The sequence below is a fragment of the Pseudomonas sp. LBUM1644 genome (genome assembly GCF_059716195.1).
Window position 1 is genome coordinate 312824 of record NZ_CP166812.1, and the last position, 25709, is coordinate 338532.

At 59.3% G+C, this 25709-nt stretch carries 20 protein-coding genes; 11 read left to right on the plus strand and 9 right to left on the minus strand.

Translation table 11 applies throughout. The features are described 5' to 3' along the window. Positions 1–25: 25 nt before the first annotated feature. Complete coding sequence (locus ACA052_RS01510; protein ID WP_497648092.1) at positions 26–1318, minus strand: murein hydrolase activator EnvC family protein; 1293 nt, start codon at positions 1316–1318, stop codon at positions 26–28. Between the two features lie 248 nt (positions 1319–1566). Then, complete coding sequence (gpmI, locus tag ACA052_RS01515; protein WP_497648093.1) at positions 1567–3096, minus strand: 2,3-bisphosphoglycerate-independent phosphoglycerate mutase; 1530 nt, start codon at positions 3094–3096, stop codon at positions 1567–1569. A gap of 152 nt (positions 3097–3248) precedes the next feature. On the opposite strand from gpmI, the gene ACA052_RS01520 reads away from it, so the two are divergent. Genes ACA052_RS01520 through secB form a run of 3 tightly spaced genes read left to right on the plus strand, consistent with a single transcriptional unit; the run spans position 3249 to position 4451 of the window. Beyond that, positions 3249–3662, plus strand: a complete 414-nt coding sequence (locus ACA052_RS01520; RefSeq protein ID WP_497648094.1) for a rhodanese-like domain-containing protein — start codon at positions 3249–3251, stop codon at positions 3660–3662. 1 nt (position 3663) lies between these two features. Then, a complete protein-coding gene (gene grxC / locus ACA052_RS01525) occupies positions 3664–3918 on the plus strand; it encodes a glutaredoxin 3 (RefSeq protein ID WP_008149430.1) in 255 nt (84 codons plus the stop codon). 41 nt (positions 3919–3959) lie between these two features. Then, the gene (gene secB, locus ACA052_RS01530; RefSeq protein ID WP_201115337.1) at positions 3960–4451 is read left to right on the plus strand and encodes a protein-export chaperone SecB; all 492 of its coding nucleotides are present in this window, start codon (positions 3960–3962) and stop codon (positions 4449–4451) included. Between the two features lie 162 nt (positions 4452–4613). Here secB and ACA052_RS01535 read toward each other — a convergent pair whose 3' ends face one another. Next, complete coding sequence (locus ACA052_RS01535) at positions 4614–5069, minus strand: tRNA (cytidine(34)-2'-O)-methyltransferase (protein ID WP_497648095.1); 456 nt, start codon at positions 5067–5069, stop codon at positions 4614–4616. On the opposite strand from ACA052_RS01535, the gene ACA052_RS01540 reads away from it, so the two are divergent. Beyond that, positions 5068–5508 carry a hypothetical protein gene (locus ACA052_RS01540; RefSeq protein ID WP_497648096.1) on the plus strand — a complete coding sequence of 147 codons (441 nt, stop codon included), beginning with the start codon at positions 5068–5070 and terminating at the stop codon, positions 5506–5508. The genes ACA052_RS01535 and ACA052_RS01540 overlap by 2 nt on opposite strands. 544 nt (positions 5509–6052) lie before the next feature. On the opposite strand, the gene ntrC is transcribed toward ACA052_RS01540, so the two are convergent. From ntrC to glnA, 5 genes are all read right to left on the minus strand, one after another. Continuing rightward, positions 6053–7489, minus strand: a complete 1437-nt coding sequence (gene ntrC / locus ACA052_RS01545) for a nitrogen regulation protein NR(I) (protein WP_497648097.1) — start codon at positions 7487–7489, stop codon at positions 6053–6055. Continuing rightward, the gene (gene glnL, locus ACA052_RS01550) at positions 7486–8571 is read right to left on the minus strand and encodes a nitrogen regulation protein NR(II) (RefSeq protein ID WP_497648098.1); all 1086 of its coding nucleotides are present in this window, start codon (positions 8569–8571) and stop codon (positions 7486–7488) included. The genes ntrC and glnL overlap by 4 nt, the downstream gene beginning before the upstream one ends. A gap of 230 nt (positions 8572–8801) precedes the next feature. Continuing rightward, positions 8802–9422, minus strand: a complete 621-nt coding sequence (locus tag ACA052_RS01555; protein ID WP_497648099.1) for a DUF4124 domain-containing protein — start codon at positions 9420–9422, stop codon at positions 8802–8804. Next, positions 9419–9928 carry a DUF4124 domain-containing protein gene (locus ACA052_RS01560; protein WP_497648100.1) on the minus strand — a complete coding sequence of 170 codons (510 nt, stop codon included), beginning with the start codon at positions 9926–9928 and terminating at the stop codon, positions 9419–9421. Before ACA052_RS01560 ends, ACA052_RS01555 begins: the two co-directional genes overlap by 4 nt. 244 nt (positions 9929–10172) lie before the next feature. Further along, the gene (gene glnA, locus ACA052_RS01565; protein WP_140668136.1) at positions 10173–11579 is read right to left on the minus strand and encodes a glutamate--ammonia ligase; all 1407 of its coding nucleotides are present in this window, start codon (positions 11577–11579) and stop codon (positions 10173–10175) included. Positions 11580–11909: 330 nt separating this feature from the next. Between glnA and thiI the strand changes: the two genes are divergently transcribed. Both thiI and typA read left to right on the plus strand, forming a co-directional pair. Then, positions 11910–13364, plus strand: a complete 1455-nt coding sequence (thiI, locus tag ACA052_RS01570; RefSeq protein WP_497648101.1) for a tRNA uracil 4-sulfurtransferase ThiI — start codon at positions 11910–11912, stop codon at positions 13362–13364. A gap of 139 nt (positions 13365–13503) precedes the next feature. Continuing rightward, complete coding sequence (gene typA / locus ACA052_RS01575; protein WP_461982375.1) at positions 13504–15324, plus strand: translational GTPase TypA; 1821 nt, start codon at positions 13504–13506, stop codon at positions 15322–15324. A 207-nt stretch (positions 15325–15531) separates the two neighbouring features. Here the strand turns inward: typA and ACA052_RS01580 are convergent, their stop codons facing one another. Continuing rightward, positions 15532–15972 (minus strand): YkgJ family cysteine cluster protein, encoded by a 441-nt coding sequence (locus ACA052_RS01580; protein WP_497650251.1) that lies wholly within the window; start codon positions 15970–15972, stop codon positions 15532–15534. Positions 15973–16220: 248 nt separating this feature from the next. Between ACA052_RS01580 and ACA052_RS01585 the strand changes: the two genes are divergently transcribed. The 5 genes from ACA052_RS01585 (at position 16221) to ACA052_RS01605 (ending at position 25703) form a co-directional block, all read left to right on the plus strand. Continuing rightward, a complete protein-coding gene (locus ACA052_RS01585) occupies positions 16221–18671 on the plus strand; it encodes a glycogen/starch/alpha-glucan phosphorylase (protein WP_497648102.1) in 2451 nt (816 codons plus the stop codon). 186 nt (positions 18672–18857) lie between these two features. Beyond that, on the plus strand, positions 18858–22442 hold the full coding sequence (locus ACA052_RS01590) for a DUF2339 domain-containing protein (protein WP_497648103.1): 3585 nt from the start codon (positions 18858–18860) through the stop codon (positions 22440–22442). After that, positions 22439–23812, plus strand: coding sequence for a DUF3999 domain-containing protein (locus ACA052_RS01595; RefSeq protein WP_497648104.1), 1374 nt, complete (start codon positions 22439–22441; stop codon positions 23810–23812). The genes ACA052_RS01590 and ACA052_RS01595 overlap by 4 nt, the downstream gene beginning before the upstream one ends. A gap of 274 nt (positions 23813–24086) precedes the next feature. Continuing rightward, positions 24087–25097: a class 1 fructose-bisphosphatase gene (locus ACA052_RS01600; protein ID WP_497648105.1), complete on the plus strand. Its 1011-nt coding sequence runs from the start codon at positions 24087–24089 to the stop codon at positions 25095–25097. A 3-nt stretch (positions 25098–25100) separates the two neighbouring features. Further along, entirely contained in the window at positions 25101–25703 is a 603-nt protein-coding gene (locus ACA052_RS01605) for a DUF924 family protein (protein WP_497648106.1), read from the plus strand. Positions 25704–25709: the final 6 nt, after the last annotated feature.

Sequence of the window (25709 nt, forward strand, 5' to 3'; positions counted from 1 at the left end):
ACTCCTAATGTAGGTGACTCAACGCCTATCCTTGCGCGTGGCACCATTGCGCCGGATCACTCGGGTGACCCTGCTGACGAATAGCGAAATACAGCGCTGGTGTGTCCTGACCGCCACTGTTACCGACAGTGGAGATGGACTCACCGGCTTTTACCACGTCACCCGCAGACTTGAGCAGCGTCTGGTTGTGACCATAAAGACTCAAAAAACCGTTGCCGTGGTCGAGAATCACCAGCAGCCCGGCGCCGCGCAACCAGTCGGCGAACACCACGCGACCGCCATGAACGGCATGCACCTGACTGCCCGCGGCAGCGCTGATCATCACGCCGTCCCACTTGGTGCGGGCGTCGTCGCCACGGGTTTCGCCAAAGCGTGCCAGCAGTCGACCATCAACAGGCCAAGGAAGTTTTCCCCGGGTTGAAGCAAAAGGGCCACCAAAGGTCTCGCCTGCACTTGATACCAGCGCGCCAGGGGTCGATTTAACGGGTTTGCGTGGGGCGTCAGTGGCATCTGCTTCAGCCTGAGCCTCACGTAAACGCTTTTTTTCGGCTTCCTGCTGGGCAATCAGCGCTTTTTGTCGCGCTTCTTCTGCCTCACGGGCCTGACGGGCCAAGGTTTCCTCGATGGTTTTAAGGACTTTAGACAGGTCCGCCTGATCCTGCTCGCGGGCGGCGAGTTTCTGATCTCGCGCCTTCACGTCATCGCTCAGCTTGGCCAGGACTTGCTGGCGCTCCTGGCGGACTTTGTCGAGTTCGTCACGCTGGCTGTCGAGGCTGCTTTTCTGCACCAGCAGTTGCGCCTGCTGCAGGGCGATGTCCTTTTCGACATTGGCCAGTTGGCGCAGGGTTTCGTTGAAGTTCTTCAACTGCTCCAGGCGGGCCTGGCTCAGATAGTCGTAATAGGTGAGTGTGCGGGCGAATTTTTCCGGGTTTTGCTGGTTGAGCAGCAGCTTCAAGTACTCCTGACGGCCGTTCTGATAGGCCGCACGGGCCTGAATGGCGATCAGTCGTTGCTGTTCAATGCGCGCGCTCTGGAGTTTTTTTTTCTCACCATCGAGTCGCTGCAGCTCGGATTCGCTTTTCTTCAGCTCTTTTTGCAGGGCTTCGACCTGCTTCTCAAGCTTGCCCATCTCGGTCTCGGTGCCCTTGAGGTCTTTCTGCACACCGGATTTTTCTTCCTGGAGCTTGCCCAGCAGTTTTTTCAGCTCGGCGATGTCCTGACGCGTGGCGTCCAACTGTTGTTGGGTTTGCGCGCGCTCATCGGCAAAGGCCGGTTGGAGCAGGCAAGTCAGGGCAAGGGCTATCAGAACGCGAAGCATAGAGGCGGGCGACACCAGGGAAAGGGACGGCCTAGTATGCCCGCCATGCGCCGCAAAAAAAACGCCCAATTGGGGCGGTGTGATAACTGGAGTGGGATGCGGGAGTATTTAATATTCAAAACCACCACAAACCACTGTGGGAGCGAGCCTGCTCGCGAAAGCGACTTAACATTCAACATCAATGTTGGCTGTCAGATTGCATTCGCGAGCAGGCTCGCTCCCACGAGGTTTTGTGGTTTCGGCGAGATTTACACCAGAATTGAAGTCCCGGTCATCTCCGCCGGTTTTTCCAGACCTAGCAGCATCAACATGGTGGGCGCCACATCCGCCAACACGCCGCCATCACGCACCTTCAGGTCACGCTTGCCGACATAAATGAACGGCACCGGCTCGGTGGTGTGGGCGGTGTGCGCCTGGTGGGTTTCTTCGTCGGACATTTTCTCGACGTTGCCGTGGTCGGCGGTGATCAGCGCTTCGCCACCGACTTTTTCCAGCGCTTCGACGATACGGCCGACGCAAAGGTCCAGGCATTCCACGGCTTTGACGGCGGCGTCGAACACGCCGCTGTGACCAACCATGTCGCCATTGGCGTAGTTGACGATGATCACGTCGTAGCGCTGGTTGTCGATGGCGTCGACGATGCGGTCGGTGACTTCCGGTGCGCTCATCTCGGGCTGCAAGTCATAAGTGGCGACTTTTGGCGACGGGATCAGGATGCGCTCTTCGCCCGGGAACGGTTCTTCACGGCCGCCGGAGAAGAAGAAGGTCACATGGGCGTATTTCTCGGTTTCGGCGATGCGCAGTTGGGTCTTGCCGTTTTTCGCCAGGTAGTCGCCCAGCACGTTGTCCAGGCTGCCGGCGGCGAAAGCGGATGGCGCGGGAATGCTGGCGGCGTATTGGGTCAGCATGACGAAACCGGCCAGTTTTGGCTGGCGCGCGCGCTCGAATTCCTTGAAGCCGTCTTCGACGAAGACACGAGTCAGTTCACGGGCGCGGTCGGCGCGGAAGTTCATGAACACCACCGCGTCGCCGTCTTCGACTTTAACGGGCTCGCCAATCGACGTGGCTTTGACGAATTCGTCGCTTTCGCCACGTTCGTACGCGGCTTGCAGGCCTTCCTGTGCGGTGGCGGCGTTGAATTCGCCGTTGCCATCGACAATCAGGTTATAGGCTTGGGATACGCGGTCCCAACGGTTGTCACGGTCCATGGCGAAATAACGGCCGACAATGCTGGCAATCCGGCCTTTGCCGAGGGCCTGGAAGGTCGCGTCGAGCAGTTCGATGGACGATTGAGCGCTTTTCGGTGGCGTGTCGCGGCCATCGAGGAAGGCGTGCAGGTAGATTTTTTCAGCGCCGCGCTTGTAGGCCAGTTCGGCCATGGCAACCAAATGGTCCTGGTGGCTGTGAACGCCGCCATCGGACAGCAGGCCCATGAAGTGCACGGCTTTGCCGGCAGCAACGGCTTTATCCACAGCGGCGCAGAGGGTCGGGTTCTCGAAAAACTCGCCGTCGCGGATCGATTTGGTCACGCGAGTAAAGTCTTGATACACCACGCGGCCGGCGCCAAGGTTCATGTGCCCGACTTCGGAGTTGCCCATTTGGCCATCTGGCAGACCAACGTCCATGCCGCTGCCCGAGATCAGGCCGTTCGGCACGGTGGCCCCTAGGCGGTCCAGTACGGGCTTCTTGGCCGCAAACACGGCGTTGGACTCAGTGCTCTCACTGTGACCGAAGCCGTCGAGAATAATCAGGACCAAAGGTTTAGGCATGGTAGTCATGGATTCCACTCGTGGCTGAGTTAAAAGAGGGCAATGGAAAAGGGAGTGGCAGTTTAAAGCTAAGTTCCGACGGCGTCACCGCTGGACGGGGTTTGGCCCACCATATGGGCTGTGTATACTGGCCCACTTTTAACGCCCTGGAACCACCTTAAATGCTTGATCACCTGATTGCATTTGCCACCACCCACTATCTGCTGGCCGGTATTTTCGTTGTTCTGCTGGCTTTGCTGATCGCCCACGAGATGAAAGGCGGCGGCCGTAGCCTGAGCACCAGCGAGCTGACCGGGCTGGTCAACAAGGACGCAGGCGTGGTGATCGACATTCGTCCGACCAAGGATTTTGCCGCCGGTCACATTGTTGGCGCGTTGAACATTCCTCAAGACAAACTCATCGCTCGCGTCGGCGAATTGGAAAAACACAAAGCCAAGACCATTATTCTGGTCGACGCCATGGGCCAGACCGCTGGCACCCATGCCCGCGAACTGATGAAGTCCGGCTTCACCGCCGCCAAGCTGTCCGGCGGGATCTCCAGCTGGAAAGGCGACAACCTGCCGCTGGTGAAGTGATATGAGCAACGTCGTCGTCTATTCCAGCGATTACTGCCCTTACTGCTCGCGAGCCAAGTACCTGCTCGAGAACAAAGGCGTGGCCTTCGAAGAGATCAAGGTCGATGGCAAGCCGCAGGTGCGAGCCGCCATGGCTCAGAAAGCCGGACGTACGTCCGTGCCGCAGATCTGGATCGGCAGCACCCATGTGGGCGGTTGTGATGATTTGTTTGCCCTTGAGCGCGCTGGCAAGCTCGACGCCATGCTCAAGGCCTGAATGCCTTCCCTATAAGACCCCAAGATCAGAAAGGATCTGTGATGACTGACCAACAGAACACTGCAGCTAGCGAAGAAGAAACCGCACCGCAATTCTCCTTGCAGCGCATCTACGTACGTGACTTGTCCTTTGAAGCCCCGAAAAGCCCGGCGATCTTCCGCCAGCAGTGGGAACCGAGCGTCGGTCTGGATCTGAACACCCGTCAAAAGGCCCTGGAAGGCGACTTCCATGAAGTCGTGCTGACCTTGTCCGTGACCGTCAAGAACGGTGACAACGGAGAAGTGGCGTTCATCGCTGAAGTGCAACAGGCCGGGATCTTCCTGATCAAGAACCTGGACGACGCTTCGATGAGCCACACCCTCGGCGCGTTCTGCCCGAACATCCTGTTCCCGTACGCTCGCGAAACCCTGGACAGCCTGGTGACCCGTGGTTCGTTCCCGGCACTGATGCTGGCTCCGGTGAACTTCGACGCGCTGTACGCACAAGAACTGCAACGCATGCAGGCGGCTGGCGAGACTCCAACCGTCCAGTAAGCGTTGTGCAGTAACGAAAAAAGCGCCGTCACAGGCGCTTTTTTCATGGGATTGGAATACAAACAGCCCCTGTAGGAGCTGCCGCAGGCTGCGATCTTTTGATCTTAAAAAATCAAGATCGAAAGATCGCAGCCTGCGGCAGCTCCTACAGGGATTGTGGTGTTATTTAAAGCCGTTTTGACGCCATGCTTCGTACACGGCGACGGCCACGGTGTTGGACAGGTTCAGGCTGCGGCAGCCTTCACGCATCGGCAGGCGCAGGCGTTGTTCGCCGGGCAGGGCATCCAGCACATCGGCCGGCAAGCCACGGCTTTCCGGGCCGAACAGGAAGGCATCGCCCTCGGCGAAACTCGCATCGTGAAACGGTCGCGAGCCCTTGGTGGTGAAGGCGAACACCCGAGGATGACCGAGGCTTTCCAGGCAGCTGGCGAGGTCGGGGTGGCGCTGCAGCGTGGCATACTCGTGGTAGTCGAGACCCGCCCGGCGCAAGCGCTTGTCGTCCATCTCGAAGCCCAGTGGTTCGATCAAATGCAGGTGGCAGCCACTGTTGGCGCACAGCCTGATAACGTTGCCGGTATTCGGCGGAATTTCTGGTTGAAAAAGGATGACGTGAAACATGCACGGCTCCGAAGGCAAAGATGACGGGCATTCTACGCCGCCAAAGGATCCTCGTTCGAAACTATTCCCGCGGGTGATGGGTTCGCTGGCGATTGTCGGGTTAATGGTGGGGTTGATGATCGGTCGCCTGACCACACCAGACCCCAGTGAATTGCAGCAGGTCGAGGTCACGAACGATGGACTGGTGGTGTGGTTCAACAACGAACCCAAGACCCACGGTGAGATCGTCGACGGTAGTCTCGCGTTGCTGTTCGAGGCTGAAGGCAAAGCGCAAAAAGGTCAGTTCAAGCTGAACGACAAGAGCGTGAACTGGCGGGTGCGTTTGAGTGATGGGGGATTATTGCTGTCGGTGGTGGCGGCCCGGCCGCTACAAGGCGAATGGGCCGGTAGCGAGGTCGATCGCCGCTGGCGGTTGGAGATCCATCTCCGGGAGCAATAAAAGAGGGAATCCCCGGCCTGCCTGTACCAAGGTTCCCGAAACGGGAGGGCTCGCGCATTGCGCGGTGAGCCCGGTGTAAAGAGGGAATCCCCGGCCTGCCTGTACCAAGGACCCCAAAACGGGGTGGGCTCGTCGCTTATGCGGTGTGAGCCCGGTGTAAAGAGGGGAATCCCCGGCCTGCCTGTACCAAGGTCCCCGAAACTGGGTAGTGAACTGATTCACTGATTCACTGATTGGACTATTGCAGGGGGCGTGCCAGGTTTTAACAAGTTGAAACAGAAACCCGCTTTTAAACGCTGAAAGCCCCGTAACTCGGGGCTTTCAAGTTTTTTCGATCGAGGTTCGATTGCGAAAGCAGGCGAGGTTATGAATCAGCGTTTGTGCGCGATTGCGGTTCACGGTGCATTGCGGCGGTGCACATTTATGTTTGCTGCCACAAAAAAAGATCGCAGCCTTCGGCAGCTCCTACAGGTGTACACGAAACCCTGTAGGAGCTGCCGAAGGCTGCGATCTTTTCGCTAACGCCTAGATTCTAAAGCCGAACTTAGCCTTCTTCCCCCTCATCATCATCCCCGCCATCAACCTTCATCCCCAATTCCTTGATCTTGCGCGTCAGGGTATTACGCCCCCAACCCAGCAAAACCGCGGCATCACGGCGGCGGCCTGCGGTATGTTTCAGAGCCGTTTCAATCATGATGCGTTCAAACGCCGGCACCGCGCTGTCGAGCAGGCTCGATTGACCGCGCGCGAGTGCCTGGTCGGCCCATTGGCGCAGCGCTTGTTCCCAGTTGGTCACGGGCGCCGCGTCCTGCGGCAGGTTCAGCAGCTCTGGCGGCAAGTCGCTGATGTGCACTTCGCGACCCGAAGCCATTACCGTGATCCAGCGGCAGGTGTTCTCCAGCTGGCGGACGTTGCCGCCCCACGGCAGGTTTTTCAGGTATTCCTCGGTCTCGCTTTTCAACAGCTTTGGCTCGACCGCCAGTTCTTGCGCGGCGCGGCTGAGGAAGTGCTTGGCGAGGGTCGGGATGTCTTCGCGACGGTCCGACAGTCGTGGGATGTGGATGCGAATCACGTTGAGACGGTGGAACAAGTCTTCACGGAATTTCCCGGCATGCACCAGGGTTTCCAGGTTCTGGTGCGTCGCGGCGATGATTCGGACATCAACCTTGACTGGCACATGACCGCCGACGCGGTAGAACTCGCCGTCCGCCAACACTCGCAACAAACGGGTCTGGGTGTCCGCCGGCATGTCGCCGATCTCGTCGAGGAACAACGTTCCGCCGTCCGCCTGTTCAAAGCGACCTCGACGCAGGTTGGCCGCGCCGGTGAACGCGCCTTTTTCGTGGCCGAACAGCTCGGATTCCATCAGGTCTTTCGGGATCGCGGCCATGTTCAGCGCAATGAAGGGCGAGGCCGCCCGTGGGCTGTGACGGTGCAGCGCGTGGGCCACCAGCTCTTTACCGGTACCGGATTCGCCGTTGATCAGCACGGTGATGTTGGAGTGGCTCAAGCGCCCGATGGCGCGAAACACTTCCTGCATCGCCGGCGCTTCGCCGATGATTTCTGGCGTACGGGTCAGGGCGGCCGGGACTTCCAGGCCTTGCTGTTCCTGGGCGTGCTGGTTGGCGCGCTTGACCAGGGACACCGCTTCATCGACATCAAAAGGCTTGGGCAGGTATTCAAATGCGCCGCCCTGATAGGACGCGACAGCGCTGTCCAGATCGGAGTGAGCGGTCATGATGATGACCGGTAGCCGTGGGTGTTGTTCGCGAATCCGCGCCAGAAGGTCCAGGCCGCTGGCACCCGGCATGCGGATGTCGGAGATGATCACGTCCGGCTGCTGGCGCGCCAGGCGGCTCATCACGCCATCGGCGCTGTCGAAGCTTTGCGTGGTCATGCCTTCTTGTTGCAAGGCTTTTTCCAGGACCCAACGGATAGAACGGTCGTCATCGACGATCCACACGGTTTCACTACGGCTCATGTCGATGTGGCTCCTTGTTCCAGTGGCAGAAAGATCGAGAAAGTGGTGTGGCCTGGGTGGCTGTCACACTCGATCAGGCCCTGGTGCTGGCTGATGATGTTCTGGGTAATGGCCAGGCCCAGTCCGGTACCGTCCGGACGACCGCTGACCATGGGAAAGAAAATGGTTTCCTGGAGTTCTGCAGGAATGCCGGGGCCGTTGTCGATGATTTCGATCTTGGTCACCAGGCGATGGCGCACATGGCCGATGGTGAACTGGCGCATGGCGCGGGTGCGCAGGCTGATGCGGCCAAGGCGCAGCTCGTTCTGGCTGCTGATGGCCTGCATTGCGTTGCGAACGATGTTCAGGACGGCCTGAATCATTTGCTCGCGGTCAATCAGGACGTCGGGAATGCTCGGGTCGTAGTCACGCACCAATGTGATGCAGCCCTGGCTTTCAGCTTCCACCAGATGGCAGACGCGTTCCAGCACTTCGTGGACGTTGCACATGGCCAGCGACGGCAACTTGTTGGAACCGAGCATGCGATCCACCAGATTTCGCAGGCGATCGGCTTCTTCAATGATGACGTTGGTGTAGTCGCGCAGGCTTTCTTCGGGCAGTTGGCGAGCGAGCAGTTGGGCCGCGCCGCGAATCCCGCCCAATGGGTTCTTGATTTCGTGAGCGAGGCCGCGCACCAGCATCTTGCTGGTTTCTTGCTTCGACAGTTGCGCCTCTTCCTTGGTGATCCGCAGCAGGCGGTCACGGGGATGGACTTCCAGCAGCAGCATAGTGGCGCCGTTGGCCAGGATGGGCGTTACCGCATAGTCAACGGTCAGGGTCTGGCCGGTGAGGGCGGTGAGCATGGCTTCGCGCTTGGTGAATGGGTGTGCCTGCTCAACTGCCTGGCGCAGGGAATTGAGCGCCTCGGTGGATTCTGTGAACAACTCGCTGATGAATTGCCCATGGCTGCGCTGGCCGCTGATGGCCAGGAGCATCTCCGCCGCCGGGTTCATGTACTCGAGGCGCAGTTCGGCATCGAGCAGAATGGTTGCCGTGGTCAGGTTGTCGAGTAGCAAACGGTGCAGTGCGTCGCTAATGGTCATCAGGACCTCTTTTGGAGCGGAGCGTGCGCAAGAAAAAAGCGCTGATACAGGGAAAATGCAAAAACCAAACCAAGGCTCCGAAAAGAAGCGTTTAAGGCCTGAAACAGGCGTTTGACGCTCGTTTGCGTGGCGCTCTGCCTCCTTGCACGGGTACTTTCGAACCAAAATGGGATGGGATGTGGGAACGGTGCAGTGTATTGCACCAATATAGTGCTCAAACCTGAACGGCGTCAGAAGAAACGCAGGAAGGGATTTTTTTCTTCTTCGGGTTTGTCTTTCAGTGGGCATTCCGGCCGTTGACCGTAGTCGGCGAGGGTGCAGGGTGTGACCTGGCGCTTTTGCGCGAGAGAAATACGCAGCATATGAAACGGCTGATTGGCGGTGCGTTCTATAGTGAGGCCCTGTTCGTCGAGGATCTCCACGGACAGGTTATGGCTGCCTCGGTCGATGTTGCTCAGGGCGAACACCGGGCTTGGGCCGGGTTCGGCAGTGGGCTGGCCGTCGAGCAGCAGGCGGTATCGGTGACCGTGTTGCAGGCCGGGCTCGCTGGTGATGCTGACGATAAGGTCGCCGGCGCTGCTGCGGACTGTGGCGTCCGGCTCTGGCACCAGCACTCTGAGCATGTCGTAGTGGAAGAGCGGTTTGGCTTGCGTTTTTTTAGCGGCGGCCACCGGGGCTGCGCCGGTCGGGTTGGCGGACATTCGATTGCCTGTCGCGATCGGTACACGCTTGGCGTTGCCCGACCCGGGCTGATCGGTAAATACGCGATTGCCCTGAGCGTCGACGTAGGTGAAGACCTCGGCCGTCACCGGCAGGACGATGAAGCACGCGAGCAGCAGCCACAACCTCACGGCTTATGTACCCGTTGCACAGTGAAGGTTACCGTCGGGCTTTGTTGGACGATGTTTTCCCCGTCGATCACTTGAACGGCGAGGCTGTGTAAACCTCGATCGATGTTCACCAGTTGCAGGATCGGCACGTTGCTCGGTTGGCCGTAAGGCTGGTCGTCCAACAGCAGCCTGAATAGATGCGGGCCTTGCAGGCGCGGTTTGATCAGCACATTGACGGTGAAGGTGCCATTGTTGGCGCGCAGCGCTTCGGTGGTGGGCACGTTGGTCAGTTGCAGCACCTCGTAGGCGGTGTGTGGCTGCTCGCGGCTGGAAGCTTCAGCAGGCGAAGCTACAGGCGCCTGGGGCTCAACGCTATTAAGGGGTGGCAATTCGACCGGTTGGGCCTCTACGCCGTCAGGGGGTTGATTGCTGTAGGCGGTGTTGCCAGAGGCGTCGGTGTACTTATAGATCTGCGCTGCGGTGGGCAGCGCGATCAGCAGCAACATCAATAGAAAACCACGACCCATAAAATCGACCGGAAGCGAAAGCGTTGGGGTGCAGCATAGGTCAGGGAAGACGGTTGGCCCAAGCCGTTAACATTTGGGCATAGAAAATCAAGATCAAAAGATCGCAGCCTTCGGCAGCTCCTACAGAGGTATGCGATCCAATGTAGGAGCTGCCGAAGGCTGCGATCTCTTGATTTTGCCAACAAAAAAGGCTTCCCGAAGGAAGCCTCTTTTTTGTCACGCCGCTTGCGCAGGCGCTACCGGATCAGCAGCTGTAGTACAGCTCGTATTCCAGTGGGTGTACGAAGGTACGAACCTTGATTTCTTCTTCGCTTTTCAGGGCGATGTAAGCGTCGATGAAGTCGTCGCTGAAAACGCCGCCTTTGGTCAGGAACGCACGACCTTTGTCCAGCTCTTCCAGGGCTTCTTTCAGGCTGCCGCAAACTTGTGGGATCTCTTTCGCCTCTTCAGGCGGCAGGTCGTACAGGTTTTTGTCAGCGGCGTCGCCAGGGTGGATCTTGTTCTGGATGCCGTCCAGGCCAGCCATTACCAAGGCTGCGAAGGCCAGGTACGGGTTAGCTGCCGGATCCGGGAAGCGGGCTTCGATACGGCGAGCGCGAGGGCTGGACACGTAAGGAATACGGATCGAAGCGGAGCGGTTGCGAGCCGAGTAGGCCAGCATGACCGGAGCTTCGAAACCTGGGACCAGACGCTTGTAGGAGTTGGTCGACGGGTTGGTGAAGCCGTTCAGCGCCTTACCGTGCTTGATGATGCCGCCGATGAAGTACAGGGCGGTGTCGGACAGGCCGGCATAGCCTTCGCCAGCGAAGGTGTTCTTGCCATCTTTGGCGATGGACAGGTGGACGTGCATGCCCGAACCGTTGTCGCCGTACAGAGGTTTAGGCATGAAGGTCGCGGTGCGGCCATAAGCGACAGCTACGTTGTGCACGCAGTACTTCAGGGTCTGAACTTCGTCAGCCTTGGCTACCAGGGTGTTGAACTTCACGCCGATTTCGTTCTGACCGGCAGTCGCCACTTCGTGGTGGTGGACTTCGATGACCAGGCCCATTTCTTCCATGGCGTTGCACATGGAGGTACGGATTTCGTGGTCGTGGTCAAACGGTGGAACCGGGAAGTAACCGCCTTTGATACCTGGACGGTGGCCATGGTTGCCGCCTTCGATGTCCTGGTCGGACATCCAGGAACCTTGTTCGGAGAAGATCTTGAACATCGAGCCGGAGATGTCGGACTTGAATTTCACTTGGTCGAAGATGAAGAACTCAGGCTCCGGGCCAACGAAAACGGTGTCGCCGATACCGGTCGACTTCAGGTATTCCTCGGCACGCTTGGCGATCGCACGTGGGTCGCGATCGTAGCCTTGCATGGTCGAAGGCTCGATGACGTCGCAAACGATGATCAGCGTTGGGTCTTCGGTGAACGGGTCGAGAACGGCAGTGCTGTCGTCCGGCAGCAGGATCATGTCGGAAGCTTCGATGCCTTTCCAGCCAGCGATGGAGGAACCGTCGAACATTTTGCCTTCTTCGAAGAAAGCGTCATCCAGCGCGTCGCGAGCCGGCATGGTCACGTGGTGCTGAGTGCCTTTGGTGTCCGTGAAGCGCAGATCAATCCACTTGACGTCATGATCTTTGATGAGTTGAACCGACTTCGACATAGTGTCCTCCGGGTGGCTTCGGGCTTAGTAGTGGATGCCCTTAGAATGTGGGTGATGCCGGCGCGAATACTCTGCCATGGCAACCTGCCTCACAAGGGAGCAAATTGCATGCCAGTGCCCCACCATGGGTTTTTTGCCCCAATATCACCCTTATAAAGCAGCTAAGAGGCTTTAAACAGAAAATCCCGCCCTACAATGTGGCGTTGAAATCGCCAAACGACCTGTTTTGGTGCGCGCAAAACCTTCTGCACATTAACTGGTTAAACCTTGAGCAATTTCCGCTATAATCCGCGCCCCCCTTTTTCGGCTGGCCCAGCGCGCGCTGTTTTCATGAAACTAATCGTAAAAGTCTTCCCCGAGATCACCATCAAGAGCCGCCCGGTACGGATGCGTTTCATCCGCCAATTGGCCAAGAACATCCGCACCGTGCTCCGCGATCTGGACCCGGCCGTGGTGGTGAACGGTGTGTGGGACAATCTCGAGCTGGAAACCCGCGTCAGCGAGCCCAAAGCCCTGAAGGAGATGACCGAGCGCCTGAGCTGCATGCCGGGCATCGCGCATTTCCTGCAGGTCGATGAATACCCGCTGGGTGATTTCGACGACATCGTCGACAAGTGCAAGCAGCACTTCGGTGATGCGCTGGCAGGGAAGATTTTTTCGGTGCGCTGCAAGCGTGCCGGCAAGCATGAATTCAGTTCGATGGACGTCGAGAAATACGTCGGCAGCCAACTGCGTCGTCAGTGCGGCGCTGCCGGAATCTCGTTGAAAGAGCCGGAAATCGAAGTTCGTATCGAAATTCGCGACAAACGGTTGTTCGTGATCCACAACCAGCACAACAGCATCGGCGGTTATCCGCTGGGTGCCCTGGAACAGACCCTTGTGCTGATGTCCGGCGGCTTCGATTCCACCGTGGCCGCCTACCAGATCATGCGCCGCGGCCTGATGAGCCATTTCTGCTTCTTTAATCTGGGCGGACGGGCCCATGAACTGGGCGTCATGGAAGTCGCGCATTTCATCTGGAAGAAGTACGGCAGCTCGCAACGCGTGTTATTTGTCAGTGTGCCGTTCGAGGAAGTTCTGGGAGAAATTCTCGGGAAAGTCGATAACAGTCATATGGGCGTAGTTTTGAAGCGTATGATGTTGCGCGCTGCTTCCCGTATTGCCGATCGCCTCGACATCGAAGCGCTGGTCACCGGTGAAGCGATTTCCCAGGTTTCCAGCCAGACGCTGCCGAACCTGTCCGTGATCGACTGTGTGACCGACAAGTTGGTCTTGCGCCCGCTGATCGCCAGTCACAAGCAGGACATCATCGACCTGGCCAACGAAATCGGCACCGCCGACTTCGCCAAGCACATGCCGGAGTACTGTGGGGTCATCTCGGTGAACCCCAAGACCCACGCCAAGCGTCCGCGCGTGGAGCATGAAGAGAAAGAATTCGACATGGCGGTGCTTGAGCGTGCGCTCGAGAACGCCAAGCTGGTGCCAATCGATCGCGTAATCGACGAATTGGGCCAGGACTTGCAGATTGAAGAAGTCAGCGAAGCGCTGGCGGGCCAGATCATCATCGATATCCGTCACCCGGATGCCGCTGAAGATGACCCGATGGCGCTCGCTGGCATTGAGGTACAGACGATGCCGTTTTATGCATTGAACGCTCGTTTCAAGGAACTGGACCCTACTCGCCAGTACCTGCTGTATTGCGACAAAGGCGTGATGAGTCGCCTGCATGCCCACCATTTGCTCAGTGAGGGGCATGCCAATGTGCGCGTTTATCGACCGAGCTAAGAGCCCGGGGCTGTATGCCTGTGGCCTGCGTCACCGGCCCCCCGACTCTGCCGTCAAGCTGTAACGGCAAGGCCTGACTCTACTGTAAATCGCTGCCAAGACTTGTCAGCACACCGAATCCTCTGATCGAGATACACAAGTGATCGAAAATCTACGCAACATCGCCATCATTGCTCACGTTGACCATGGTAAAACCACCCTGGTAGACAAACTCTTGCGTCAATCCGGCACCCTGGAGCGCAACGAGCTCAACGACGAGCGCGTGATGGACTCCAACGACCAGGAGAAAGAGCGCGGTATTACCATTCTGGCGAAAAACACCGCCATCAACTGGAACGGCTACCACATCAACATCGTGGACACCCCGGGCCACGCCGACTTCGGCGGCGAAGTTGAACGCGTAATGTCGATGGTTGACTCCGTTCTGCTGCTGGTTGACGCTCAAGACGGCCCTATGCCGCAAACCCGTTTCGTGACCAAGAAGGCTTTCGAAGCCGGCCTGCGTCCAATCGTGGTCATCAACAAGGTTGACCGTCCAGGCGCACGTCCGGACTGGGTTCTGGACCAGATCTTCGACCTGTTCGACAACCTCGGTGCTACCGAAGAACAGCTGGACTTCAAAGTCGTCTACGCCTCGGCCCTGAACGGCATTGCCGGTCTGGAACACACCGACATGGCTGAAGACATGACCCCGCTGTACCAGTCGATCGTCGACAACGTACCAGCACCGAAAGTCGACCGTGACGGTCCGTTCCAGATGCAAATCTCGGCACTGGACTACAACAGCTTCCTGGGCATCATCGGCGTTGGCCGTATCGCTCGTGGTCGCGTCAAGCCGAACACCCAGGTTGTGGCGATCGATGCCGACGGCAAGCGCCGCAACGGCCGTATCCTCAAGCTGATGGGTCACCACGGCCTGCACCGTATCGACGTTGAAGAAGCAGCTGCCGGCGACATCGTCTGCATCAGCGGCTTCGAGTCGCTGTTCATCTCCGACACTCTGTGCGACCCACAGAACGTTGAAGCGATGAAGCCGCTGACCGTTGACGAACCAACCGTTTCGATGACCTTCCAGGTTAACGACTCGCCGTTCTGCGGCCGTGAAGGCAAGTTCGTCACCAGCCGTAACATCAAAGAGCGTCTGGACAAAGAACTGCTCTACAACGTTGCCCTGCGCGTTGAAGAAGGCGACACCGCCGACAAGTTCAAAGTCTCCGGCCGTGGTGAGCTGCACCTCTCGGTACTGATCGAAACCATGCGTCGCGAAGGCTTCGAAATGGGTGTTGGTCGTCCGGAAGTGATCATCCGCATGGTTGACGGCGTGAAGCACGAACCGTACGAAAACGTGACCATCGACCTGCCAGAAGAATCGCAAGGTTCGATCATGGAACAGATCGGTATCCGTAAGGGCGACCTGACCAACATGGTTCCGGATGGCAAGGGCCGTGTGCGCCTTGAGTACAACATCCCGGCTCGTGGCCTGATCGGTTTCCGTAACGAGTTCCTGACCCTGACCTCCGGTGCAGGCATCCTGACCTCGATCTTCGACCGTTACGACGTGATGAAGTCCGGCGACATGTCCGGCCGTCAGAACGGCGTGCTGGTTTCGGTAGCTACCGGTAAGGCACTGACTTACTCGCTGGAAACCCTGCAAGCTCGCGGCAAACTGTTCCTCGGTCACGGTGAAGACGTGTACGAAGGTCAAATCGTCGGCATCAACAGCCGCGACAACGACCTGGGCGTCAACCCAACCAAAGGCAAGAAGCTCGACAACATGCGTGCTTCGGGTAAAGACGAAACCATCGCTCTGGTTCCGCCTATCCGTTTCACCCTGGAACAAGCTCTTGAGTTCGTGCAAGAAGACGAACTGTGCGAAGTTACTCCTAAGTCCATCCGTCTTCGCAAGAAGATCCTGGGCGAAAGCGAGCGTACCCGCGCTGCCAAGAAGTCCGGTAACTAAGTCATTTAGTTAGCTGGCAAAAAAAACGCCCCCGACCGCAAGGTCGGGGGCGTTTTTGTTTGTCTGGAGTTTTTGCGGTGTTTGTTCTGGCCTCTTCGCGGGCAAGCCTCGCCCCTACAGGTCATGCACACGCGGTGAGAACGGCGCATTCCTTGTAGGAGCGAGGCTTGCCCGCGAAGGCAATCTATCTTGCAGCGAGATTCCCGATCAGAACTTCTCGAGGGTGCGACGGCTGCTGCTGGTCTCACGCGCCACTTCTTTAGGCTTGTAAGCGCAATACCCCGGCCGCGGCCCGATCTTCGGGTGATTACGGCAAGTATCCGGGCGCTTATCATAAATAGTGCACAGACGGCTCTTACGATCCAGGTACAGGCAATCGTTGTTGCTCATGCGCTGGAGGGTGAAAATCTCGGACTTCTGATTGTAGCGCTCGACGATCCCTTCCTTCTGCAGGCGCTTGGCGATGTTCTTCGCTGGCTCGCCGCGCTCGAATTCATCGACGATGCCGATACGGATCAGATCCTTGAGCTTGACCTCGACCGGCAAAGTGCAGCAGCTGGACACGCAGGAGCCGCACATCGGGGCAGAGTACTTGGCCCAAGTGTCGAGGCGGTCGATCTCTGCGGCGGCGATCAGGTTGGACTTCATCATCGGTTGTTACCAGCGTGCATCAGGGCGCGCGATCATACCGGGACTGGTGGATTTTTGAACAACCTTTCGCCAGATTTTTTCGTAAATCGCCAAATAACACTCGGGTTTCGGCACGGCACCTGCATTGAATCATCCATACGACAAGGTAATGCCGGCCAAACAGGAAATACTGCCGAACCAGAGCCCCGACCGCCTGTCAGACCGTCTAGGCTCAGACAATTCCAAGCTCGCTCGAGGTCCTATCGATGACTCAAGAACCACTTGTTCGCGAAGCAGAGGTGGCCGCATTTCGCGACGCCGTCCTGACCAAACTCACCTACGCGGTGGGCAAAGACCCGGATCACGCCTTCGACCATGACTGGTTCGAAGCCATTGCCTTGGCAGCGCGCGACCACATGGTCGAACACTGGATGGATCACACCCGGCAGATCTACCGCAAAGGGCAGAAGCGGGTTTACTACCTTTCGCTGGAATTCCTGATCGGCCGGTTGCTCTACGACAGCCTGAGCAACCTCGGCTTGCTCGACGTGGCCCGCGAGGCCCTGACCGAACTCGGTGTCGACCTGGAACGCATCCGTCTGCTGGAGCCCGATGCGGCGCTGGGCAACGGCGGCCTCGGTCGCCTGGCCGCGTGTTTCATGGAAAGCATGTCCACCCTCGGCATTGCGGGTCACGGTTACGGCATTCGTTACGAACATGGCTTGTTCCGACAGGCCATCGTCGACGGCTGGCAGCAGGAACAAACCGAACACTGGCTGGATTTCGGTAACCCTTGGGAATTTGAACGACCAGAGGTCGTTTACCCGATTGGCTTCGGCGGCAGTGTCGAAACCGTGACCGATGAGACCGGCAAGTCCAAGCAGGTCTGGACCCCTGTAGAAACCGTGCGGGCAATTGCTTACGACACGCCGGTGGTCGGTTGGCGTGGGGCGAGCGTCAACACGCTGCGCCTGTGGCGCGCCCGGGCCATGGAAGATTTACACCTGGAGCGCTTCAACGCCGGCGACCACTTGGGCGCCGTGGCAGAAGTGGCCCGCGCCGAAAGTATTTCCCGCGTGTTGTACCCGGCGGACAGCACCGAAGCCGGCCAGGAACTGCGCCTGCGTCAGGAATACTTCTTCGTCGCCGCGTCCCTGCAGGATTTGCTGCGCCGCCATCGCAACATGCACACCTCGGTGCTGACCCTGGGCGATCATGCGGCAATCCAGCTCAATGACACCCACCCGTCAATTGCGGTGGCCGAGCTGATGCGTCAATTGGTCGACGTCTATGACGTGGCGTGGGATGCGGCGTGGCAGGTCACCGTCGACACGCTGTCGTACACCAACCACACGTTGTTGCCGGAAGCGCTGGAAACCTGGCCGGTCGGCTTGATGGAGCGGATGCTGCCGCGGCACATGCAGATCATTTACCTGATCAACGCCCAGCACATCGATTCCTTGCGCGCCAAGGGCATTCACGATTTCGACGTACTGCGCGCGGTGTCGCTGATCGAGGAAGACAACGGCCGTCGCGTCCGTATGGGCAACCTGGCGTTCCTGGGGTCGCATAGCGTCAACGGCGTGTCCGGGCTGCACACGCAACTGATGCGCAAAACCGTATTCTCCGAGCTGCACAAACTCTACCCGGAGCGGATCAACAACAAGACCAACGGCATCACCTTCCGCCGCTGGCTCTACCAGGCCAACCCCGAACTGACGTCGATGATGGTCGATGCCCTCGGGCCTGAACTGCTCGACAGCGCGGAAACGCGCTTGCTCGAACTGGAACCGTTCGCCGAGAAACCCGCATTCCGCAAGGCATTCGCCGAGCAGCGCCTGCACAGCAAAAAGGCGCTCGCGTACATCATTCACGAGCGACTGGGGGTGGCAGTCAACCCGGCGGCGATGTTCGACGTGCAGGTCAAGCGGATCCACGAATACAAACGCCAGCTGCTTAACCTGATGCACACGGTGGCGCTGTACCAGGCGATCCGTGCCGAGCCGGAAATCGACTGGGTGCCGCGGGTGAAGATCTTCGCCGGCAAGGCGGCGGCCAGTTATCACCAGGCCAAACTGATCATCAAACTGACCAACGATATTGCCCGGGTGGTGAACAACGACCCGACGGTGCGCGGTTTGCTGAAAGTGGTGTTCCTGCCCAACTACAACGTGAGCCTGGCGGAGAGCATTATTCCGGCGGCGGATTTATCGGAGCAGATTTCCACCGCAGGCTTCGAAGCGTCGGGCACCAGCAACATGAAATTCGGCCTCAATGGCGCACTGACCATCGGCACTATGGACGGTGCCAACGTGGAAATGAGTGAACGTATCGGTGTCGAGCACATGTTTATCTTCGGCCTGAGCGCGCAGCAGGTCGAAGCGCGCAAGCAGAACCACGAGTTCAATGCGACGCCGGACATTGCCGCGTCCCATCGCCTCAACGACGTGCTGCAAGCGATTCGTGGCGGGGTGTTCTCGCCGGATGATCCGTCCCGCTACGTGGGTTTGATCGATTCGCTGATCGACTACGACCGCTTCCTGGTCTGCGCCGATTTCGATTCTTACTGGGACGCACAGATGCGCGTTGAAGCGCATTGGCATGACGCTCAGGCGTGGTGGCGTTCGGCAGTGTTGAGCACCGCGCGGATGGGCTGGTTCTCCTCGGACCGGACGATTCGTGAGTACGCTACGGATATCTGGAAGGCTTTGGAGTAAGTCTTCGGTCGGCTCGATATACTGGCGCGCCGGAAAAGATCGCAGCCTTCGGCAGCTCCTACAGTCGGTGTTCACCTAATATCTTGGTGGCCCCGGCACTTGTAGGTGCTGCCGAAGGCTGCGATCTTTTCGATACGGGCTGCGCCGACCCGTTCCGGTTGGCCAATGCGCTTAGGGATATCGACCATGCAATGGATTTTCATGCTGATTGGCGGGGTGCTGGGCTGGATACTCGATGAGTCGTTCAGCGATGCGCTGTTGGGCGCCCTGTTCGGATTGGGCATCGGCCAGGCTGTTCGCATTGGCCGCTTGAGTTCGCAATCGGCCGAGCAGCGCCTTCTGCTTGAGCAGGCGCAGACTGCGCTGAATGCAGTGCAGCAACGCCTGACGTTGTTGGAGGTGAGCGGCTTTAAAATGCCAGCCGCCAGTCAACCTGATGTCAGCGACACCTTCATAACCCCTGAATTTATCCTCGACGACATCCCTGCCCAAGCGCCGGAACTCGTCTGGGAACTCCCCCCTGAGTTCGAACCGATCACCACAGCGGCCACCCAACCCAGTCGTCCAACGGTCGATGCCTGGAAGCCGGAACCGGTCGCCCGTGAGCCGCAACAGCCCGCCGCCCCGCGTGGCCCCAATTTCATCGAGCGCGCCATCAGCGGTGCTCGTGCCTGGCTGTTCGGCGGTAACACCGTGCTGCGGGTCGGCGTGGTGCTGTTGTTTCTCGGTCTGGCGTTCCTGCTGCGTTACGCCACCGAAGGCATGGTGGTGCCCATCGAGTTGCGTTACGCCGGGGTGGCGGCGGCTGCGTTGGGTTTGTTGGGACTGGGCTGGTGGCTGCGTCATCGCAATAATAGTTATGCGTTGATGCTGCAAGGCACCGGGATCGCCGTGTTGTACCTGACGGTGTTTGCAGCGATGCGCTTACATCCGTTGCTCGACCCGACCGCTGCCCTTGGCTTGTTGGTAGCCGTGACCGTGTTTTCCGCCATTCTGGCAATTACCCAGGACTCCCTGGCCCTGGCGTGCGCCGCCGCGTTGGGCGGTTTCGCCGCGCCCATCCTCACCTCCACAGGTGCTGGCAATCACGTCGCCCTGTTCAGCTACTTCGGCTTGCTCAATGCGGGCATTCTCGCGATTGCCTGGTTCAAGGCCTGGCGTCTGCTCAACCTGATCGGTTTTGTCGGCACCTTCGGCATCGGCTTCGCCTGGGGCTTGCGTTCCTATACGCCGGAACTGTTGTGGAGCACCGAGCCGTTTCTGATCCTGTTTTTCGTGATGTACCTGGCCATCGGCCTGCTGTTTGCCCGACGCAAGTTGATGGAAATGAGCGACGCGCCCGAGGACGACAGCCGCGATGCGCTACTGCGCTGGTCGGTGCGCAAGGGCGATTACGTCGACGGTACTATGCTGTTTGGTCCGCCGCTGGTGGGCTTCGGTTTGCAGTTTGCGCTGGTCCAGCATCTGGAGTTCGCCGCCGCCTTCAGCGCGCTGGCGCTGGGCATGATCTACATGGGGCTGGCGCGTCTGTTGATGGGCGGTCGAGCGTTGCTGCTGGCGGAGACGTGCCTGGCGTTGGGCGTAATCTTCGCCAGCCTGGCAATTCCGCTGGGGCTCGATGCACGCTGGACCGCCGCGGCCTGGGCCGTGGAAGGCGCGGGGATTTTCTGGCTCGGCCTGCGTCAACAACGACCGCTGGCCCGTGCGTTCGCCTTGCTGTTGCAACTGGGCTCGGCGCTGGCATTTCTCAGTGAGTTGCGGATCGGCGACAGCAGCCTGCTCGACGGTGCGCCGCTGGGCGCGTTGATGCTCGGCGTAGCATTGCTGTTCAGTTTCTATCAGTTGCGCAACGCCTTGCCCGAGCAGGCGTCGGAGTGGGAGCGCCGAGGCCTGCCCGTGCTGGCGTGCCTGGGTCTGACCTTTCTCTATCTGCTGGCGCCGTTGTTCTTCTTCACTCACGGCACAGCGATCAGCTGGGCGCTGGCCGGCCTGGCGACGTTGTTTGTCGGCCTGCGACTGCAATCGCGCACTTTCCTGTTCACCGCGTTTGCCGTGCAATTGTTAGGTGGGGCGTTGTTCCTGCTGCGGCTGCAAGGGGCTGGCGGTGACTCCTCGGCCGTGTTCAGCGCCGGTTGGAGCGGGTTGTTGAGCGCATCGCTGATCGGGCTGGCGTTGATCGCCGGCATGTTGCTGGCGGCCCGCGACGACATGGTGCGCAGTGACGTTCGACTGTTGCGCGGTTTGTCAGTGGTGCTGCTCGCCGGTCTGGTGTTGATCAATTTGGCGGTGTTGTTCGTCTTGCCTTGGCAAACCGCGAGTGCGGTGTGGGCGGCCAGTGGCCTGTTGATCATCTGGCTCAGCCTGTATTTGCAGCAGCGTGTGAGTTTTGTCTTCGGGTTGTTGTTGCAGGTGATCGGTGGCGCCGCGTTCATGCTCGCCGGTCCGGATCTGCTCGGGCCGCTGGCCAGCGAAGGTTTGACACCACTGGCGCACAGCGGGTTCTGGACGCCGCTGGTGCTGGGTCTTGCCGCACTGGTCGGGGCCTGGCGCTTGCAGCTCGGCAGTCACGCGTCGGCCTTCGATGCGTTGAGCTTGCAGCGCTTGTCACAAGTGCTGCTGGTGTGGGGCGCGGGATGGTGGGCGCTGGCGTGGGTCAGTGAAGTCTTGCGTTTTGCGCCAGTGAATCTGCAAGCGCCGCTGTTGTTGGCGGTTGTTGCGGTCAGCGTGGCGCTGTGGACCGGGTTGGCGCTGCGCCTGACATGGTCGGCGCTCGGCTTGCTTTGCACCTTGCTCATTCCTGCGGCCGGCGTTGTGTTACTGGGCGCTTGGCACTCGCGGTATCACCCAGCGGCCAACTTCGGTTGGCTGGCATGGGCGGCAGTGTTCGGCGTGCATTTCATCTCCCTGCGGCGTCTGGCGCCGATGCTGCCGACACGCGCCCTCAGCACCGCCCATGTGCTCGGTTGCTGGCTGTTGATCGGTGTGCTGGCCCTGGAGTTGCGTTATGGCTTGCTGCTGTTGTCCGAGCAGTACAATGCCTGGCGCTGGTTGGGCTGGGCGATTCTGCCGAGTGTGTATCTGGTGCTGATGGCTGCGCCTCGCCAGTGGCCATGGCCGGTGGCGACCTTCTCGCGCGAGTATCGGGTGTACGCCGCAGCGCCCTTGGCGCTGCTGATGCTCGGCTGGTTCTGGTTGGCGAATATCGTCAGCGATGGCACCGCCGAGCCATTGCCTTACGTACCGCTGATCAATCCGTTGGAATTGGGCCTGCTGTTCGCTCTGTTCGGCGTCTACGCCTGGTCCCGCAGCGCCGTGACGCAACTGGCGATCCGCAAGGACTACGCCGCACACGCCACGCAATTGATCGCTGGCATTTCGCTGTTTGCCTTCTTTACCGCGCTGGTCATGCGCACGGCTCACCATTGGGGCGGCGTGCCGTTCGAGCTGGATGCGTTGCTCGAATCCATGCTTGTGCAGGCCGGTCTTTCGATCGTCTGGACCTTGATGGCGCTGGGTCTGATGATCGGCGGCCATCTGCGGCATCGTCGCGAAGTCTGGCTGATCGGCGCGGCGTTGATCGGCGTCGTGGTGGCCAAACTGTTCTTTGTTGAATTGAGTAACCGCGGCGGATTGGCGCGGATCGTGTCGTTTATCGGCGTTGGCGTGTTGCTGTTGGTGGTGGGCTATTTCGCCCCATTGCCGCCCAAGCGCGCCGACGCAGCACCGGAGTCAGGAAAACCGGCACCGGAAACCGAAGGAGTGTCGTCTTGAGTCAGAAGCTGAACCTTGTCTGGTTGGGCGCTGTAGCGTTGGGCGTGGCGCTGTCGGCCAGCGCTCAGGAAAACCCGTCGGACTTCGCCTCGCAAGTGCCGTTGACCGTGAGTGGCGAAGGCCCGTGGTATCGCCTCGAATTGCCTTTGAACGTGCAACTGAATGCGCGGCAGACCGACCTGAGCGATGTGCGCGTGTTCAACGCTGCCGGTGAGGTTCAGGCTTATGCCCTGGCTCGCGAAACGGCGCAAACCAGCGAAACACGCACCCTGACCGATGTGAAATGGTTTCCGTTGTTTACCTCGGCCGATTCCACCGAGCGCGCGCCAGGTGTTCGTGTGCAATCAAGCGCTGACGGCACGCTGGTCGAGGTGCAGCCAGCCAGTCAACTGGAGGCCGGTGAAGAAGTGTTGCGTGGCTGGTTGCTCGATGCCAGCGGCATCAAGGCGCCATTGCGCCAACTGGTTCTGGACTGGACCAGCGAGCGTGAGGGCTTCCAGCGATTCAGCATCGAAGCCAGCGACGACTTGCAGCATTGGCAATCGTGGGGCGAAGGACAGGTGGCGCGGTTGTCGTTCGCCGACGAACGGGTAGAGCAACATGAGATCGGTCTGCCGGGGCAATCGGCGCGGTATCTGCGCTTACTGTGGAACACGCCACAATCGGCGCCGACGCTGACCTCGGCGCAACTCGAAAGCGCCAGCAGCCGCAGCCTGCCGCTGCCGTTGGTCTGGTCGCAACCGTTGGCCGGCAGCAGCGTGAAAGCCGGTGAGTACACCTGGCAGTTGCCGATGGGACTGAACGTCGAGCGCTTGCAAGTCGAGCTTAGCCAGCCGAACAGCCTGGCGCCTGTGACCTTGTCCGGTCGTCGCGAAAGCAGCCTGCCGTGGCAGCCGTTGAGCAGCGGTTTACTCTATCGCCTGACCCAGAATGGCCAGGATGTGGTGCAGAACGAATTGCAGCTGCCGGGGCAAACCGTGCAGCAGTTGAAACTGACGGTGGACGATCGCGGCGGCGGTCTGGGTGGCGAAGCGCCGACGGTTCGGTTCGCCGTTCGTTCGACTCAATTGGTGTTCCTGGCGCGTGGGCCCGGGCCTTATAGGCTGGCGCTGGGGAGCGCGACAGTGAAGGCGGCGAACTTGCCGCTGGCGACGCTGATCCCGGACTACAGCGCGGCGAAGTTGGCGACGTTGGGCAAGGCGTCGGTTGATGGCGCAACGGCTGTGGTACCGGCGCCGACAGCGATAACGCCTGCGACGACTGACACGAACTGGAAGAAGTTCGGGTTGTGGGCGGTGTTGCTGCTGAGTGTTTTGTTCCTGGGGGCGATGGCGTTCAGCTTGTTGCGCAAGCCTGCTGCCAAATCCTGAGGATGGCTGGCGCTGCGCGCCATTCGCGGGCAAGCCCGCTCCCACATTGAACTGAGTATTCCTGTGGGAGCGGGCTTGCTCGCGAATGCGCTTTATCTGTCAGCGATAATGTTCAATTTGCCATCGATCCCCAAACCACATCCGGCCCGTTTGCAACTACGCTCAACCCGGCGCATGAACTCTATTGGGTGTATCACGTCTGATAGGAGGAAATGCGCCCCGACTCGCGTTAAACTGCGCGGGTTTCCAGCCCCCCATTCCACCGGAGCCTTCCATGTCCCGCGTTACCCTGAGTCGCTATTTGATTGAGCAGACCCGTAGCAACAACACCCCTGCCGATCTGCGTTTCCTGATCGAAGTGGTGGCGCGTGCTTGTAAAGAAATCAGCCATGCAGTCTCCAAAGGCGCCCTGGGTGGTGTACTGGGCAGCATGGGTACTGAAAACGTCCAAGGCGAAGTGCAGAAGAAACTCGACGTGATCTCCAACGAGATCCTGCTCGAAGCCAACGAATGGGGCGGTCACCTGGCCGGCATGGCGTCCGAAGAAATGGACAACGCCTACCAGATCCCGGGCAAATACCCGAAAGGCGCCTACCTGTTGGTTTTCGACCCGCTGGACGGCTCGTCGAACATCGATATCAACGCACCGGTCGGTACTATCTTCTCGGTGTTGCGTTGCCCGAGCGAATACCTGAGCCAGAACGAAGCCTTGAATGAAAAAGCCTTCCTGCAGCCAGGCACCCAGCAGGTAGCCGCCGGTTATGCCATCTACGGCCCGCAGACCATGCTGGTGCTGACCCTGGGTGATGGCGTGAAAGGCTTTACCCTGGACCGTGAAATGGGCAGCTTCGTTCTGACCCATGAAGACATCCAGATCCCGACCTCCACTCAGGAATTCGCGATCAACGCCTCCAACCAGCGTCACTGGGAAGCTCCGGTACAACGCTACGTCGGTGAGCTGCTGGCGGGTGAAGAAGGCCCGCTTAAAAAGAACTACAACATGCGCTGGGTCGCCGCGATGGTTGCGGATGTGCACCGCATCCTGACCCGTGGTGGTCTGTTCATGTACCCACGCGACAGTCGCGAGCCGTCGAAGCCGGGCAAGCTGCGTCTGATGTACGAAGCCAACCCGATGTCGTTCCTGGTTGAACAGGCTGGCGGCGCTTCCACCGATGGCCATCAGCGCATTCTCGACATCAAGCCGGACGGCTTGCACCAGCGTGTCGCGGTGTTCCTCGGTTCGAAAGAAGAAGTCGAACGCGTCACGGCTTACCACAAGGAATAAACCATGACCGCGCCCTGGCAGCCGTTGCTTGAATGGTGGTTCGGTAAAGCCGAGACACCGAACGAAGTAGCGGCTGAGAAGGGCAAGTTATGGTTCGGCAAGCGCGACAGCCAGGACCTCGAAGCGCAGACGCGTTTCGGGGACTGGGTCGAGCAGGCACTGGCCGGCGGATTGACCGAGTGGGCGCAATGCCCCGAAGGTTGGCTGGCATTGGTGCTGCTACTCGATCAACTGCCGCGGATGATCTTTCGCGATACCCCCAAATCCTTTTCCGGCGACGTCAGGGCTCAGGCTCTAGTGACGCAAGGCATTGCTGCGGATTTCGATCGGCAGTTGCGGCCGATTGAGCGGGTGTTTATCTACCTGGTGTTTGAGCATTGCGAGCATCTGGCGACACAGAACGAAGCGGTTTCACGTTCTATGGATCTGGTTGCAGAACAGCCGGAGACCGATCGAGCGTTGTTTACCGATTATCTGGACTATGCCGAGAAGCACCAGAAGGTGATTGCGCAGTTTGGGCGGTTTCCGCATCGCAATGCGGTGTTGGGGCGAGCGTCTACGTCTGAAGAATTGGCGTTTCTAAGCGTGCCTGGCTCGCGTTTTTAACCGCGC

What these genes read in the sequence shown, in the direction of transcription:
- thiI (WP_497648101.1), top strand. Translation starts at nt 11,910, where the DNA reads ATGAAACTAATCGTAAAAGTCTTCCCCGAGATCACCATCAAGAGCCGC.
- ACA052_RS01590 (WP_497648103.1), top strand. Translation starts at nt 18,858, where the DNA reads ATGCAATGGATTTTCATGCTGATTGGCGGGGTGCTGGGCTGGATACTC.
- grxC (WP_008149430.1), top strand. Translation starts at nt 3,664, where the DNA reads ATGAGCAACGTCGTCGTCTATTCCAGCGATTACTGCCCTTACTGCTCG.
- ACA052_RS01560 (WP_497648100.1), bottom strand. Translation starts at nt 9,928, where the DNA reads ATGGGTCGTGGTTTTCTATTGATGTTGCTGCTGATCGCGCTGCCCACC.
- gpmI (WP_497648093.1), bottom strand. Translation starts at nt 3,096, where the DNA reads ATGACTACCATGCCTAAACCTTTGGTCCTGATTATTCTCGACGGCTTC.
- ntrC (WP_497648097.1), bottom strand. Translation starts at nt 7,489, where the DNA reads ATGAGCCGTAGTGAAACCGTGTGGATCGTCGATGACGACCGTTCTATC.
- ACA052_RS01520 (WP_497648094.1), top strand. Translation starts at nt 3,249, where the DNA reads ATGCTTGATCACCTGATTGCATTTGCCACCACCCACTATCTGCTGGCC.
- ACA052_RS01600 (WP_497648105.1), top strand. Translation starts at nt 24,087, where the DNA reads ATGTCCCGCGTTACCCTGAGTCGCTATTTGATTGAGCAGACCCGTAGC.
- ACA052_RS01605 (WP_497648106.1), top strand. Translation starts at nt 25,101, where the DNA reads ATGACCGCGCCCTGGCAGCCGTTGCTTGAATGGTGGTTCGGTAAAGCC.
- secB (WP_201115337.1), top strand. Translation starts at nt 3,960, where the DNA reads ATGACTGACCAACAGAACACTGCAGCTAGCGAAGAAGAAACCGCACCG.
- glnL (WP_497648098.1), bottom strand. Translation starts at nt 8,571, where the DNA reads ATGACCATTAGCGACGCACTGCACCGTTTGCTACTCGACAACCTGACC.
- ACA052_RS01580 (WP_497650251.1), bottom strand. Translation starts at nt 15,972, where the DNA reads ATGAAGTCCAACCTGATCGCCGCCGCAGAGATCGACCGCCTCGACACT.
- ACA052_RS01540 (WP_497648096.1), top strand. Translation starts at nt 5,068, where the DNA reads ATGCACGGCTCCGAAGGCAAAGATGACGGGCATTCTACGCCGCCAAAG.
- glnA (WP_140668136.1), bottom strand. Translation starts at nt 11,579, where the DNA reads ATGTCGAAGTCGGTTCAACTCATCAAAGATCATGACGTCAAGTGGATT.
- ACA052_RS01510 (WP_497648092.1), bottom strand. Translation starts at nt 1,318, where the DNA reads ATGCTTCGCGTTCTGATAGCCCTTGCCCTGACTTGCCTGCTCCAACCG.
- ACA052_RS01585 (WP_497648102.1), top strand. Translation starts at nt 16,221, where the DNA reads ATGACTCAAGAACCACTTGTTCGCGAAGCAGAGGTGGCCGCATTTCGC.
- ACA052_RS01535 (WP_497648095.1), bottom strand. Translation starts at nt 5,069, where the DNA reads ATGTTTCACGTCATCCTTTTTCAACCAGAAATTCCGCCGAATACCGGC.